This is a genomic window from Streptomyces kunmingensis, assembly GCF_039533535.1.
Classification (GTDB): domain Bacteria; phylum Actinomycetota; class Actinomycetes; order Streptomycetales; family Streptomycetaceae; genus Streptomyces; species Streptomyces kunmingensis.
Genome location: NZ_BAAATS010000005.1, coordinates 419,372 through 433,744, shown reverse-complemented (window position 1 = coordinate 433,744; position 14,373 = coordinate 419,372). Strand labels below are relative to the sequence as shown.

Sequence of the window (14,373 nt, the reverse complement as noted above, 5' to 3'; positions counted from 1 at the left end):
CATGCGATGACATCACTTGATGACATCGCCACCGATGACATCGCCACCGATGACATCGCCACCGATGGCATCGCCACCGTTGACATCGCTATCGATGACACGAACGGGAGAACCTTGCGTCCCTCCATACCGGCGCCCGCGTCGCCTTCCGCCTCGACAGCCGTCGTGCTCCGCTACCCGGGCGCACTCGTGCCCGTCCTCGTCTCGCTCGGCATGCTCGTCGCCGTGGTCAGCAGCCTCGGCGCACCGCTGATCCCCACGATCGCCGCTGAGAACCACGTCGCGCTCTCCAGCGCGCAGTGGGCGCTGACCGTGACGATGCTGGTCGGCGCCATCGCCACCCCGGTCATGGGGCGCCTGGGCGACGGGCCACACCGCAAGCGCGTCATCCTCACCGGTCTCGGCGCCGTCATGGCGGGCAGCCTGCTGGCGGCCCTGCCGATCGGGTTCGCCTGCCTGCTCGCCGGCCGCGCCCTGCAAGGCGTCGGCATGGGCCTCGTCCCGCTCGCCATCGCCACCGCCCGTGACGCGCTGCCGCCCCACAAGGCGCGCTCGGCCGTCGCGACCCTCTCCCTGACCACCGCGGCGGGCATCGGCCTCGGCTATCCCATCACCGGACTGTTCGCGGAGTACCTCGGCATGTACGCCGGGTTCTGGTTCGCGCTCGCCACAGCCGTCGCCGCGTTCGTCGCCACCGTGATCGTCGTGCCCGCGCCGCCGCACCGTCCCACCACGCCCATGGACGTGCCCGGCGCGCTGCTGCTGGCCGGCGGCATGGCGGCCTTGCTCCTGAGCCTCGCGGAGGGGGAGCGCTGGGGCTGGAGCTCGCCGTCCCTGCTGGCGCTGGCCCTCGCCGCCGTCCTCCTGCTCGCCGGCTGGGTGCTGCACTCGCTGCGTTCCACCCATCCGCTGGTCCGTGTGAGCCTCGTCAAGGACCGGGGCGTGCTCGTCGCCAACCTGACCACGATGGTCGGCGGCGTCGGTACCTACCTCCTGATCGCCCTGGTCACCCGGTACGTGCAGACCCCGGAGGCCGCCGGGTACGGCTTCGGCGCGTCCATCGTCGTCACCGGCCTGCTGCTCGTCCCGTTCTCCGCGGCCAGCCTGCTCACCGGACGGCTGGTCCGCGTCATGGGCGCCGCCGCCACGCCCGCCCGCATGCTGCCGCTCGGCTGCCTGCTCTCGCTGGCCGGCCTCGTCTGCTTCCTGCTCGCCCGCTCCAGCCTGTGGGGCATCGGCGTGATGATGGCCCTGGCCGGACTCGGCGTGGGCGTGACGTTCGCCGTCACCCCGGGCCTGATCGTGGGCGGCGTGCCCGCCGCGGAGACGGGCAGCGCGATGAGCTTCAATCAGGTCGTGAAGTACATCGGATACTCGACCGGCAGCGCCCTCAGCGCGGTCGTCCTCCAGGCCCACACCGCCCCAGGCGCCGCGCTGCCCACCAACGACGGCTACCGCAGCGCGGGCCTCGTCGGCTGTGCCGCGTTCCTGATCACCGGCGTCCTCGCCGTCGTGCTGACCCGCGTCGGCGTGCGGGCCCGGCCTTCGGTCGTCGCGGCCGGGCAGAGCGCCGCGGCCGGGGCGAGCACCGAGCCGAGCCGCCCGTGACCGGCCCCACGTCCGAGCGGCCCCGCAGCGGCGCGACGGACCGGCCCCGCAGCGGCGCGCGCAGCCGCGAGGCACTCCTGCGCGCGGCGACGGAACTGTTCTCCGAGCGCGGCTACGACCGCACCACCATCCGCGAGATCGGCGAGCGGGCCGGTGTCGACGCCGCACTCATCGCCCGTCACTTCGGCGGCAAGGCCCTGCTCTACGTGGAGGTGCTGCGGGCCGAACACGGCGACAGCGCCCCGGTCGACCTGCTCACCGAGCCCCGTCTGCGCGAGGTCGCCGAGCGGGCCGAGCGGCGCGGACCCGTACCGCTGCTGCGCGTCGCGGTCCAGCCGCTGAGCGAGCAGGGCGCGCAGGACGCCACGCGCGCGGCGCTCCAGGCGCGCCTGGTGGAACCGCTCCGCGAGCGCTTCGTCCGCGAGGGCCGCGACCGGCCCGGACTGCGGGCCGACGTGATGGTCGCGGCGGTCGCCGGAGTGCTGCTCGCCCGGCACTCCGGGGCGTTCGACGACCTGGCCGGGGCGGAGGTCGGCGAGGTCGTCGACATCCTCATGGAGATGTACGCGGGCGGCGCCTGAGCGCCGCCCGGACCGCGCGTCCGTGGATCACCGGACCGCGCGTCCGTGGATCAGCAAACGCTGTTCCGTGGGTCAGCAGACGCTGTCCGTCGGCTTGGGGTTGCCGAGGCCGAACAGTGGCCGCAGCCGCAGCCCCGCCCAGGTGCCGAGGATGGCGACGGCGCCCCAGATCCAGCCGTGCAGGGAGCCCGAGGCGATGCCCGCGAGATAGGCGCCGATGTTGCAGCCGCCCGCGAGGCGCGCCCCGACTCCCATCAGGACACCGCCGAGGACCGCGGCGAGCGCCGTCCGGGCGGGGATGCCGCGGTGCAGCTTCCAGACACCGCCCGCGGCGGCGGCGACGGCCGCGCCGACCATGATGCCGATGTCGGTGAGGCTGTTCTTGTCGGCGAGCACCGGCCCCGACAACTGGGCCGCGCTGCCCGGCTGCTGCCAGTACGTCCAGGCCTCTGGCGATCCGCCGAGCGCCCCCACGATCTTCGAGCCCCACAGCGAGAACGCGCTCGTGATGCCCCAGGGGCCGCCCGAGACGAGCAGCACGCCGGCGCCCAGCAGCGCGAGCACCACGGCGCCCACGGCCAGCGGCCAGGAACCGCGCACCGTACGGGCCAGCGTGCCGCGCGCGGAGGGCGGTGCGCCGACCGGCGGCGGGTTGCGGCGGGCCTGCACGGCCCGTGCGACGAACCAGATCGCGGCCAGCGCCACGATCGTCAGCGCCCAGGAACCGAACCAGCCGACGTGGTCGGAGAGCAGGTACGGGTCGAAAGCGGGCAGATCGTTCCAGAGCCCGAACTGCCAGGCGGCGAGGGTCGATCCGGTGATGAAGCCGAAGAGGGTGAGCACGATCGTGCTCTGTCCCGAGCCGACGGCGAACAAGGTGCCGGAGGCGCAGGCGCCGCCGAGCTGCATGCCGATGGCGAAGAGGAAGGCGCCGACCAGGAGCCCCACGCCGATGGGCCCCGCGCTGGGCGCGGGTACCGCGCCGAAGAGGCCGCTGCCGGTGCCGATGATCAGCGCGAAGAGCGTCGCGGTGGCGCCGAGAAGCAGCGTGTGCGCCCGCAGGCCGGTGCCGTTGCCGACGGAGACGAGCTGGCGCCAGGCGGAGGTGAACCCGAACCGCGAGTGGAACAGCGCGAAGCCGAGCCCGATGCCGAGGAGCAGCAGGACACCGGGCTTCGCGCCGTGCTCGGCGAAGACGTACCCGGCGAGCGCCACACCGATGACGCCGGCGCCGATCAGCGGGGCCCGCCGGACCGGCGGCGCGGGTTCGGCACGAGGTGCGGGGGAGGACGTGGGAGCGGGGGAGAGCAGGGCGGCCCGGGGCGGCGCCCCTGCGGGGGGAGCGGTGGTCAAGGGGGTACTCCGAAACAGGGAGGGGGGAGTGTCGGACCGGCGATGACGGCGCGCGGTGTCTGCGGCGTGCGTCGGTGTGGGGCGTCAGCGACGACAGAGCGCGTCGTCCACGCTCCACGGCGTGGCCGCGAAGAGGGCGAGCGTCAGGCGGCGAGCGGGTCCGAACATGTGAACCACCATAAGGACCTGTATGGGAAGTCATAAACGCGTCTCATATGGCGAACACAGCCGTGGACGGGGTGCTCCGCCGAAGCTCGGCTCGCGGCGCCGCAGGCCTGCGCCTGGTGCATAGAATGTTGCTCATGACGCAAGGCGACGGGGAACTGGACAGTCTGGTGCGCGGGCGCATCCGCGCCCTGCGCGTGGCTCAGGGCTGGTCCCTGGAGGAGCTGGCTTCCCGCGCGAAGGTCAGCCAGTCGACGCTGTCCCGGATCGAGAACGGCCAACGGCGCCTGGCCCTGGACCAACTCGTCGTTCTCGCACGGGCCCTGGACACCTCGCTCGACCAACTCGTCGAGGCGGCGGCGGACGACGTCGTCATCAGCCCTACGGTCGACGCCGCCCGCGGGCAGCTGCGCTGGCCCATCAAGGCGGAGCCCGGCATGCGGGTCATCCGCCAGCGCATCACCGAGCCGCCGCCCGACAACTCCGCCCGTATGCGCGCCCATCCGGGCCACGAATGGTTCGTCGTCCTGTCCGGCACCGCGGTCCTGCTCCTGGGCGACCGGCGTCTGCGGATCGAGACCAACCAGGCGGCGGAGTTCCCCACGATGCTCCCGCACGCCATCGGCGCCGACGGCGGTCCGTGCGAGATCCTCGGCGTCTTCGACCGGGACGCCCGCCGCGGCCACCAGCGCGGTGAGAACGACACCGACGTGAAGGGCCCGGCCTCGTGACGGATGCTCAGCGCGAACGCGTTTGCGAAGTAGCAGGTGTGCGCGGTCGGTTCCCGGGTAATCGCGGCGCTACGGGGAACTACAGCCAAGCTCGATTCACAAGGAGCGGGACTCAATGATCACCGTGACGGCGCAGGAACAGCCCCAGGCCACCCAGGGCGAGAAGGAGCTGGTCGAGCGCGCATACACGGACCCGTCGTCCATCGCGCCCAGGGACGCGCGGGAGGTCGGCAAGCGGTTCTTCGACCGCCTCGGCCAACTCGAGGAAGGCACGCACGAGTACCAGTACGTGCGCAACTGCCTGATCGAGATGAACCTCTCCCTCGTGCAGTACGCCGCGTCGCGGTTCAAGCACCGCGGCCCGCAGGAGATGGAGGACATCATCCAGGTCGGCACGATCGGCCTGATCAAGGCGATCGACCGGTTCGAGCTGACCCGCGAGGTCGAGTTCACCTCCTTCGCCGTCCCGTACATCACGGGCGAGATCAAGCGCTTCTTCCGTGACACGTCCTGGGCCGTGCACGTCCCGCGCCGCCTCCAGGAAGCCCGCCTCGAACTGTCGAAGGCCACCGAGGAGCTGCGCTCGCGCCTCGGCCGTTCGCCCTCGACGGCCGAACTCGCGGAACTGATGCAGCTGGAGCCGTCCGAGGTGGCCCAGGCGCAGATGGCGGCCAACGGCTACAACGCCATGTCCCTGGACGCGGCGGTCAACGGCCAGGACGACGAGTCCGACACGATGCTCGCCGACTTCATCGGCGTGGACGAGCGGTCCTTCGAACTCGTCGAGAACTTCCACTCCCTGGCCCCGCTGATCGCGGACCTCGACGAGCGGGACCGCACCCTCCTGCACCTGCGCTTCGTCGAGGAGCGCACCCAGCAGCAGATCGCCGACGAGCTCGGGTGCTCGCAGATGCACGTGTCGCGCCTGATCACCCGTGTCGTGTCCAAGCTCCGCGCCGGCCTGCTGGCCACCGACTAGCTTCCTTCGAAGGCGCTGCCGCGGGTCCCCCGGCAGCGCTTTCGTCATGTCCGGACCCGCCGCCACTGTGTGCGCTTCCTCTCCGTTTCGACTCACTTGTTGTGGTTACGTGTTCTGCCCTGGTCCTCGACTCGTGGGACCGATGCACGGAAAGGACAGCGAGGGCACGTGGTGGGTCGGTTGCTAAAAGGCGGGGCATGGCTGACGCGGGCGTGGCGCTCGTCCGGGCATGAGCGGCAGACGGTTCTCCGGGTCGGCAAGAGTGTGCTGGCGGCGACGCTGGCGTGGTGGGTCGCCCACGACCTCATCCACGCCCAGTCACCGGCGTTCGCGCCGTTCTCCGCGGTGCTGACCATGCACGTCACGATCCACAGGTCGCTGTGGCAGACCCTCCGCTACGTCGCCGCGGTCGTCGTCGGCGTGGCGGTCCAGGCGGCGATCGGCTTCGTCGCGGGACCCGATCTGTTCGCCTTCGTCGTGGTCGCCCTCATCGCGCTGACCCTGAGTCAGGCGCGGGCGCTGGGAGAGCAGGGACCCCAGGTCGCCACGGCCGCCTTCTTCGCCTTCTCCGTCTACTCGGCGGCCACCACCAACACCGACCGCGCCCTCCAGCTGGGACAGATCGTCCTGCTCGTCCTCATCGGCTGCGGCATCGGCCTCGTCGTGAACCTGTGCGTCGCGCCGCCCCTGCGCTACCGCAGCGCCGAACAGGGCCTGCGGACCCTTGCCGCCGAGATGGAGACCCTGCTGGACGACATGGCGGACGGGCTGCGCAGCGGCGACATCTCTGACGAGCGCGCCGAACAGTGGCGCTCGGCGGGCGAGCGCGTGCAGGGCGCGGTGAGCGAGGCCCGGGCCGGGCTGAGCACGGCCGAGAACAGCCTGCCGTTCAACCCGCGCCGCCTGCTGCCCGCCCACCGCGGCCATCTGACCTTCACCCGCTACCGCCAGGTCCTGGCCGCCCTGGAACGCGCGGTCCATCAGCTGGGCTCACTGACACGCAGCCTCGACCAGTGGCGCGAGACGGAGAACACCTACACCTACGCCCCCGCCTTCGAGGCCTACGGTGACTTCGCCCTGCGGCTGCGCGACATCGCCCACGTCATCGCGGAGCTCGACAGCGACACCCTCGCGGACCAGGCCCGTCGGATGAGCGAGCAGGCCGTGGTGGCCCAGAAGGCGCTGCAGAACGTGCTGGACGTCGCCTCCGAGCACAAGCTGCCCCTGGCCGACCCCTCCCGCCCGTACGGAGTCCTCGTCGTGGAGGCCACCCGCCTGATGGAGGAGTTCCAGCACACCAGCGACGTCCTGGAGGACACCGCCGACGCCTGAGGGCCTGTCCTACCGAAACGAGCCCCGGTCACCGCGGGACGAGCCGGAACTGGCACTCGATCTCCTGGTCCCCGGACACCGACCCCGCGTCCTCGACGGCGAACGCCGCCTCCAGCGCCTTGCGCACCGTGGCCACGTCGTGCGGCGCTCCCTGAGCGGTCAGGGACACGGAACCGCCGATGCCGTCCGCCCGGGACGCGGACGATGCGGACCCCTCGCCGCCGGCCACGTCGAGCTCGGCCGTCCAGACCGTGGTGTTCGTGCTGTCGGAGCCGGGCGTGTCCTGGGTGGGGGAGCGGTCGGAGAACTCCGCGGCGAGGAACGACAGCACACGACGGGCGTCGTCGTCCGTGCAGTCGCTCAGGGTCACGGTGACCGGGTGGTCGGTGGGAGCGGCGTTCATACGTATCTCCTGGATCGTCGAGCGACAGACCTCCAGCGTGACCCACCCGGACCGCCCCCGCACCCAGGTGAGGGCCAGAGGCGCGCATCAACCGCCGCGGCTCTGGGTACGCGAGGCCGGCCCCCGCCGCCGACCGTCACGTGGCGGCGGGCCGCACAGTATGAGCCCCTGGAGAGGGCATCTGGCCACACCCGCACGCAACTCACGCTGGGAGGCGCGGCATGCGCGCTCTGACATGGCAAGGCAAGCGCGACGTACGCATCGAGGAGGTCCCCGACCCCCGGATCCAGAAGCCCGACGACATCGTCGTCCAGGTGACGTCGACCGGGATCTGCGGCTCCGACCTGCACCTCTACGAGGTCCTCGGCCCGTTCCTGGACCCGGGCGACATCCTCGGGCACGAGACGATGGGCGTCGTCGCGGAGACCGGCCCCGAGGTCACCGACCTGGCGGTGGGCGACCGCGTGGTCATCCCGTTCAACGTCTCCTGCAACACCTGCTGGATGTGCGAGCAGGGCCTGCACTCCCAGTGCGAGACGACGCAGGTGCGCTCCATGGGCAGCGGCGCCGCCCTGTTCGGCTACACCAAGCTGTACGGCCAGGTGCCCGGCGGCCAGGCCGAGTTCCTGCGCGTCCCCTTCGGCAACACCCTGCCCATCAAGGTGCCCGAGGGCCCGTCGGACGACCGGTTCGTCTACCTCTCCGACGTGCTGCCCACCGCCTGGCAGGCAGTCGAGTACGCCGCCATCCCCCGGGGCGGCAGCGTGACCGTTCTCGGCCTCGGCCCCATCGGCGACATGGCGGCCCGGATCGCCCGGCTGCGCGGCGCGGAACAGGTCATCGGGGTCGACCTCGTCGACTACCGGCTGGAGCGCGCGCGGCGCAACGGATTCACCGTCCTGGACCTGCGCGAGCACGAGAAGGACCTGGGCGACGCGGTCCGCGAGCTCACCCAGGGCCGCGGCACCGACGCGGTGATCGACGCGGTCGGCCTGGAAGCACACGGCACACCGACCGCGCAGGCGGCGCAGTGGGCCGTCGGACTCCTCCCCGACAAGCTCGCCCGCCCCCTGATGGAGAAGGCCGGCATCGACCGCGTCGGCGCCCTGCTCGCCGGGATCGACGCCGTACGCCGCGGCGGCACGCTCTCCATCAGCGGCGTCTACGGCGGCGCCGCGAGCCCGCTGCCCCTGCTCACCATGTTCGACAAGCAGCTCCAGGTGCGCATGGGCCAGGCCAACGTGTGGCGCTGGGTCGAGGACATCCTTCCGCACCTCACCGACGACGACCCCCTGGGCGTCGACGGATTCGCCACGCACCACCTGCCGCTGTCCGAGGGCCCGGCGGCGTACGCGACGTTCCAGGCCAAGGAGGACGGCATGGTGAAGACACTCCTGAAGCCGTGACCTGGAGCCGGCCCCGGCCCGGCTCACCGTCCTTCGGGTGTACGAGCAGCCTGCGCGGGCACTCCGTCCCGGAAGCGAACGCCTGTCACTCCCTCCTCCCTCGGCGCTCACGATGAGTAGCGTCCCAAGTGGTCATCGCGGGCGGCCCGGCGGAGGGTGGAGAGGCAGGCGTCTGTCCGAGAACCGGAACCACAGCAGGGTGAGGCACCGATGACCACACATGCCCGGCCCAGACAGCCTCAGCAGCCGTCGCGCGGCCCGCGCCTCCTGGCTCCGCGCGGCGTGTACGCACCGCAGTACGACACCGACCTGCTGCTCCGCGCCCTGAGCGACGAGCAGGTGGGCGAGCGGACCGATGTGCTCGACCTGGGCACCGGTACGGGAGCGCTGGCCGTCGCCGCCGCACGGCTCGGCGCGCGCGTCACCGCGGTCGACCTTTCCTGGCGGGCCGTGTGGACGGCGCGCCTGAACGCCCGCATCAACCGGACGCCGGTCACGGTCCGCCACGGCGACCTGTGCACGGCGTTCACGCCCGGCTCCTTCGACCTGATCGTCAGCAACCCGCCGTACGTGCCCGCGCCGTCCGCGGCCCTGCCGCGCCGCGGCCTCGCCCGGGCCTGGGACGGCGGCTTCGACGGCCGCACCGTGGTCGACCGCGTCTGCGACGCCGCGCCGCGTGCGCTGCGCCCGGGCGGCACCCTGCTGATGGTCCACTCCGCACTGTGCGACGCGTCCGCGAGCCTGCGCCGGCTCACCGCCAACGGCATGAGCGCGACGGTGATCGACAAGAACCACGTTCCGTTCGGACCGGTGCTGCGGGAGCGCCGCACCTGGCTGTGCGAACAGGGACTGCTCGACCGCGACGCGACCCATGAGGAACTGGTGGTCATCCGTGCCGAACTCCGCTGAACGCCCACGCCGCGTCACCGTCGACCGCGAGGGACCCCTGCTGATCGAGGGGCCGGTCGAAGTGACCGACGGCGACGGCACGACCCACGTGTCCCGGCGGTTCCAGGCCGCGATCTGCACCTGCCGCCGCAGCCGGGCCTTCCCGTGGTGCGACACCAGCCACCGCAAGCGCCGCCGGGCGACCGACGAAGCCGCGACGAACAGTGACGCGGCGATGGAAAGGGGTGAACCGTGAGCACGATGACGCAGTCGCGGCTGCTCCAGCCCGACCTGCCCGTACCGTGCGGCCGGCTGTCCGGCGCGGTCGTCGGCGCCCTGCGGCGCAATGAGCCGCTGGTGCCCGCACAGGAGAGCGCCGAAGCCGCGGACCCGTACGGCCGCGACCTCCAGCTGGCGCTGTACGTGCTCTACGAACTGCACTACCAGGGGTTTCAAGGGGTCGACGGCGAGTGGGAGTGGGACCCCCACCTGCTGACCCTGCGGCGCGCCCTGGAGCGGCGCTTCCTCACCGCCCTGCGCGCGGACGCGGCACCGGAGGCCGACGCCGAGCGGACGCTGGCGGGCCTGCTGGTGGAACCCGCCGGATTCGACGACGCGGGCGTCAGCCACCATCTGCAACGCGACGGTCAACTGTGGCAGTTCCGGGAGTACGCCGCGCTGCGCTCGCTGTACCACCTCAAGGAGGCGGACCCGCACGCCTGGGTCATCCCCCGGCTGCACGGCCGGGCGAAGGCGGCCATGGTGGCTGTCGAGTACGACGAGTTCGGCGCCGGCCGCGCGGACGACATCCACGCCGGGCTGTTCGCCGAGCTGATGGTGGATCTCGGCCTGGAGACGGCGTACGGCCACTACCTCGACGCGGCCCCGTCCCAGGCTCTCGCCACGGTCAACCTCATGTCGCTGTTCGGCCTGCACCGCAGCCTGCGCGGCGCCCTGATCGGCCACTTCGCCGCCGTCGAGGTCACCTCCTCACCCGGCTCGCGCCGCCTCGCGGACGCGCTGCGCCGCCTGGGCGTGGGACCGGCGGCGCAGCGGTTCTACGACGAACACGTCGAGGCCGACGCCGTGCACGAGCAGATCGTGCGCCGCGACGTGGTCGGCGGTCTCCTGAGCGCCGAACCCGCTCTCGACGCCGATGTGGCCTTCGGCGTCACCGCCACCGGCTTCCTGGAGGACCGCCTCGCACAGCGGCTGCTGTCCCGGTGGCACCAGGGAAAGAGCGCGCTGCGCCTTCCCCTCCCGCCCGGCTGAGCCGGACGAAGAGCAAGAACCGAGCACAACCGAGAACAACCGAGCACAACCGAGAACAACCGAGAACAACCGAGAACAACCGAGAACAACCGAGAACAACCGAGAACAACCGAGAACAACCGAAAGAAAGGCGCATCATCATGGCTGACACCAAGCTCGCCGGTCGTCGTGTCCTGGTACTCGTCACCAACTACGGCGTCGAGCAGGACGAGCTGCTGGTCCCGCTCAAGAAGCTGCGGGACCAGGGCGCGGACGTCACCGTCGCGGCCCAGTCCTCGGACGCCGTACAGACGCTGGTGGGGGACAAGGACCCCGGTGAGACCGTGCGCCCGGACACCACCATCGAGGCCGTGGATCCCGGCGCGTACGAACTGCTCCTGATCCCCGGCGGCACCCTCAACGTCGACACGCTCCGGCTCGACGAGAAGGCGGTCGCGGCAGCGAAGACGTTCGCCGGCTCCGGGCGCCCGATCGCCGCGATCTGCCACGGCCCCTGGCTCCTGGTGGAGGCGGACGTCCTCCGGGACAAGACGCTGACGTCCTACCCCTCTCTGAAGACCGACATCCGCAACGCGGGCGCCAAGGACTGGGTGGACGAGTCCGTCAAGCAGTGCACCGCGGCCGGCTACACCCTCGTCACGTCGCGCACGCCGAAGGACCTCGACGACTTCGTGGGCGCCGTCGGCGAGGTGCTCGGCGCCGCCTGACAGCCGCCCGCCCCCGCCATAGGAGAAGCCCCATGAGTGCACGCGCAGCCGTCTTCGATGTGGACGGCACGCTCGCCGACACCAACCATCTGCACACCGTGTGCTGGTGGGAGGCGCTGCGGCAGGCGGGACACAGAGTGCCGATGGTCTCGGTCCTGGGCGCCATCGGCCTCGGCTCCTCCGACCTGCTGGAGCATCTGCTCGGTCAGGACCGGGACCGGGACGAGGACGCCTCCCTCAGCGCCGCGCACAAGACGCTCTACGCCACCTGGTTCGAGCGCATCGCCCCCGTCGAGGGCGCCGCCGAACTGCTGAGAAGACTCCACGCCGACGGCTGGCCCGTGGTCCTCGCCACGTCGGCCGGCGGATCCGAACTGGCGGCGCTGCGCGCGGCCATCGACGCCGACGACGCGATCACCGAGACCGCCAGCGCCGATGACGTGAAGGAGGGGAAACCCTCCGCGGAGCCCGTGCGGCACGCGCTGGAGCTGGTGGGAGCGCAGCCGCAGGGCAGCGTCTTCGTCGGCGACTCGGTCTGGGACATGCAGGCGGCGCGGCGCGCCGGCGTCGTCCCCCTGGGTGTCCTCAGCGGCGGGGTGAGCCGGGCCGAGCTGGAGAAGGCCGGCGCCGCGGAGGTCTACGCGGACACCGCCGAACTGCTGCGTGAGCTCGACGGCAGCGCGTTCGGCCGGAACTGAGGGGCGCCCCGGCCGGTGAAACACACTGGCCGGGGCGGTTCCGGCACGGATTGCACAGTGTCTGACCCGGTTTGCGCCGCCGCTGACGGGACACCCGGCGACTCTCCGAGAACGACATGAGAGAGGCCGGTGGGACAACATGGTGGATCGCTTCGCTGTAGAGCACTCGGTGCTCGAGGCTGTAGAGGGCGACCCGGCCCGCCTGCCCCGCCGTCTGTGCGAGGCCGTGCGCGAGAGCGTCTCGATGGACGCCGCCACGCTCTCGCTCTTCACCGACACCCCGCACCGCCAGCTGCTGTGCGCGACCAGTGACGCGGCGCTGCGCCTGGAGAAGCTTCAGTTCGGACTGGGGGAGGGGCCGTGCGTCACGGCCGCGCGGACCGGGGACAAGGTGATCGTCAACGACCTGCACCAGGACCTGACGGGCTGGCCCGTGTTCGGCCCCTGCGCGCAGGACTCGCTGCCCGACGTAGGCGCGATCTACGCCTTCCCCCTGCGGCTCGACGCCCGCCGCACGCTCGGCGCCGTCGACGTGCTGTGCCACAAGGCGCTCGACCCCGACCCGGACATCATCCAGAGGGGCGTCATAGCCGCCCGTACCGCGAGCCAGGCCCTGCTCGCCACCTACCAGGCGACGGTCGAACAGGGCGAGCTGCCCCTGTGGGAGCCCGAGGACATCCTGGACTCCTACTGGGGCCCGACCCATGCCGCCGTCGGCGTCCTCGTCATCCAGCTGAACATCACCGCCGAGGAGGCGCTGACCCGGATGCGCGCCCGCGCCTTCGGCACCGACCGCTCGCTGCCCGAGATCGCGGACGACATCCTCGCGGACCCCGCGAACTGGTCCGAGGACGACTGGGCCTGAATGCCCGGCTCCCCGGCGATGCGCGCCGACAGCCCTCAGGCCGCCGCCGCACCCGGCGCCGGCTGCGCGGAGTCCAGTTCGGCGCGGAAGGCGACGACCGTCTCGCGCGCCCCCTTGAGGCCGATACGGATGAACTCCGCCTCCAGCTCGGCGAGTTCGGCAAGGGTCTCCCACCGGGAACGGCCCAGTTGCGCCCGCGCCTTGGTGAGACCGAGCCGGGCGAGCGCCGCCCCGCGCTTCTCGTGCATCGCGTCGAACTCCTCGAGCGCGACGCCGTACGTGACACGGGCGGCCTCGTACCATCCGGCCCGGTAGAAGATGTTGCCGCGCATCTTGTGGTTGTAGGCGAGAGCGCCCGCCAGATCCATGCCGCGGCAGATGACCTCGGCCTCGGCGAGCAGCGCCAGCGCCCGGTCGGCCTCGCCGCGCAGCGACAGGACGTCGGCCACCCCGCGCAGGGACCAGGCGCGGCCCCGGGCGTCGTCCGCCTCGGTGGCGATCCGGGCGGACTCCTCGAAGAGCTCGAGGGCCTTGGCGTAGGCGCCGCTGTTGCGGTGCATCTGGGCGATGCCCGACATCGCCCAGACCATGTGCCGGGCCTCGCCGTGCGCCCGGCCCTGCTCCAGGAGCTGTTCGTGCAGCTCGGCGACGGCGGCGTAGTCGCCCTGGATACGGCCCGTCTCGGCCAGCCCCGCGAGGGAGTAGCCGTGGGCGAGCCGGTCACCGCTGCGGGCGGCGAGCGCGACGGACCAGGTCAGCAGCCGCCGGGCCAGAGCGAGCGTGCCGCACTGCCGGGCCAGGGTGCCCCCGCTCCACAGGGCCCAGGCCATGGCTCCCTCATCCCCCGCGGTGCGCGCGCTGCGGTAGCTACGCCGCCAGGCGGCCCGCGCGGCCTCGGCCCGGCCGAGCCGACGGTTGGCCTCGGCCACGGCGAGCGCGGCGCGGGCCGCGTCCACGGCGGTGGCCGCCTCCGCGAGTGCGCGGCTCGCGGCCGCCAGGACGTCCTCGTACGAGGAGTTCACCCCGAGTTCCGCGCTCAGCCCGCCTTGGTACTCGGGCGCGAATGCCTTCCCGTACATCGATCCCCGGCCTCTCGGTCGCTTTCGGGTGGTGATCACGAAATTACGAGGTGGCGGGGGTGCGCCGAATCCCCCCGCGTACGGGTTGTGACGTCCGACTGAAGTACTACGCGGAAGGCCCGGGTCCGCACCGGGGCGTACGGGACGCAAAGGCCCGGCAAACACGGGGAACGGCAGCGGCGGCGGAAAAACTCCAGGCCGTTCGGGGCGTATGTCCTGTTTCCGCCGCCACGTGCCGGGTACCCCGAACAGCGAGAAGAGGGCGGAACGGCAGGTTCCGCCCGCGCCCTCAGCAGTCGTTCTGGA

The 14,373-nt window shown here is 72.0% G+C and carries 15 protein-coding genes; 12 read left to right on the top strand and 3 right to left on the bottom strand.

From position 1 onward, the window contains the following. Positions 1-6 precede the first annotated feature (6 nt). Both ABD366_RS07215 and ABD366_RS07210 read left to right on the top strand, forming a co-directional pair. Positions 7-1,608, top strand: coding sequence for an MFS transporter (locus tag ABD366_RS07215; protein ID WP_324770581.1), 1,602 nt, complete (start codon positions 7-9; stop codon positions 1,606-1,608). After that, positions 1,605-2,189, top strand: a complete 585-nt coding sequence (locus ABD366_RS07210; RefSeq protein WP_344441299.1) for a TetR/AcrR family transcriptional regulator — start codon at positions 1,605-1,607, stop codon at positions 2,187-2,189. Before ABD366_RS07215 ends, ABD366_RS07210 begins: the two co-directional genes overlap by 4 nt. Positions 2,190-2,261: 72 nt before the next feature. On the opposite strand, the gene ABD366_RS07205 is transcribed toward ABD366_RS07210, so the two are convergent. Then, positions 2,262-3,542: a YeeE/YedE family protein gene (locus ABD366_RS07205; RefSeq protein WP_324771653.1), complete on the bottom strand. Its 1,281-nt coding sequence runs from the start codon at positions 3,540-3,542 to the stop codon at positions 2,262-2,264. Positions 3,543-3,844: 302 nt separating this feature from the next. Here ABD366_RS07205 and ABD366_RS07200 point away from each other — a divergent pair, with 302 nt between their 5' ends. The 3 genes from ABD366_RS07200 (at position 3,845) to ABD366_RS07190 (ending at position 6,749) form a co-directional block, all read left to right on the top strand. Continuing rightward, positions 3,845-4,438, top strand: coding sequence for a helix-turn-helix transcriptional regulator (locus ABD366_RS07200; RefSeq protein WP_324771652.1), 594 nt, complete (start codon positions 3,845-3,847; stop codon positions 4,436-4,438). Between the two features lie 115 nt (positions 4,439-4,553). After that, positions 4,554-5,417: a SigB/SigF/SigG family RNA polymerase sigma factor gene (locus ABD366_RS07195; RefSeq protein ID WP_324771651.1), complete on the top strand. Its 864-nt coding sequence runs from the start codon at positions 4,554-4,556 to the stop codon at positions 5,415-5,417. Positions 5,418-5,585: 168 nt separating this feature from the next. Further along, positions 5,586-6,749 (top strand): FUSC family protein, encoded by a 1,164-nt coding sequence (locus tag ABD366_RS07190; RefSeq protein WP_324771650.1) that lies wholly within the window; start codon positions 5,586-5,588, stop codon positions 6,747-6,749. Positions 6,750-6,777: 28 nt separating this feature from the next. Here ABD366_RS07190 and ABD366_RS07185 read toward each other — a convergent pair whose 3' ends face one another. Then, positions 6,778-7,152, bottom strand: a complete 375-nt coding sequence (locus ABD366_RS07185) for a hypothetical protein (protein ID WP_324771649.1) — start codon at positions 7,150-7,152, stop codon at positions 6,778-6,780. A gap of 221 nt (positions 7,153-7,373) precedes the next feature. Here ABD366_RS07185 and ABD366_RS07180 point away from each other — a divergent pair, with 221 nt between their 5' ends. The 7 genes from ABD366_RS07180 (at position 7,374) to ABD366_RS07150 (ending at position 12,988) form a co-directional block, all read left to right on the top strand. After that, positions 7,374-8,558 (top strand): zinc-dependent alcohol dehydrogenase, encoded by a 1,185-nt coding sequence (locus ABD366_RS07180; protein ID WP_324771648.1) that lies wholly within the window; start codon positions 7,374-7,376, stop codon positions 8,556-8,558. A 210-nt stretch (positions 8,559-8,768) separates the two neighbouring features. Next, complete coding sequence (locus ABD366_RS07175; RefSeq protein ID WP_324771647.1) at positions 8,769-9,467, top strand: HemK2/MTQ2 family protein methyltransferase; 699 nt, start codon at positions 8,769-8,771, stop codon at positions 9,465-9,467. Then, positions 9,451-9,702: a CDGSH iron-sulfur domain-containing protein gene (locus tag ABD366_RS07170; RefSeq protein ID WP_324771646.1), complete on the top strand. Its 252-nt coding sequence runs from the start codon at positions 9,451-9,453 to the stop codon at positions 9,700-9,702. Before ABD366_RS07175 ends, ABD366_RS07170 begins: the two co-directional genes overlap by 17 nt. Continuing rightward, positions 9,699-10,718, top strand: a complete 1,020-nt coding sequence (locus ABD366_RS07165) for an iron-containing redox enzyme family protein (protein ID WP_411293784.1) — start codon at positions 9,699-9,701, stop codon at positions 10,716-10,718. The genes ABD366_RS07170 and ABD366_RS07165 overlap by 4 nt, the downstream gene beginning before the upstream one ends. 140 nt (positions 10,719-10,858) lie before the next feature. Beyond that, positions 10,859-11,425, top strand: a complete 567-nt coding sequence (locus tag ABD366_RS07160; protein ID WP_324771645.1) for a type 1 glutamine amidotransferase domain-containing protein — start codon at positions 10,859-10,861, stop codon at positions 11,423-11,425. Between the two features lie 32 nt (positions 11,426-11,457). Beyond that, positions 11,458-12,123, top strand: a complete 666-nt coding sequence (locus ABD366_RS07155) for an HAD family hydrolase (RefSeq protein ID WP_324771644.1) — start codon at positions 11,458-11,460, stop codon at positions 12,121-12,123. Positions 12,124-12,262: 139 nt separating this feature from the next. After that, positions 12,263-12,988, top strand: coding sequence for a GAF and ANTAR domain-containing protein (locus ABD366_RS07150; protein WP_324771643.1), 726 nt, complete (start codon positions 12,263-12,265; stop codon positions 12,986-12,988). Between the two features lie 35 nt (positions 12,989-13,023). Here ABD366_RS07150 and ABD366_RS07145 read toward each other — a convergent pair whose 3' ends face one another. Then, the gene (locus ABD366_RS07145; RefSeq protein WP_344441295.1) at positions 13,024-14,067 is read right to left on the bottom strand and encodes a tetratricopeptide repeat protein; all 1,044 of its coding nucleotides are present in this window, start codon (positions 14,065-14,067) and stop codon (positions 13,024-13,026) included. Between the last annotated feature and the right edge of the window lie 306 nt (positions 14,068-14,373).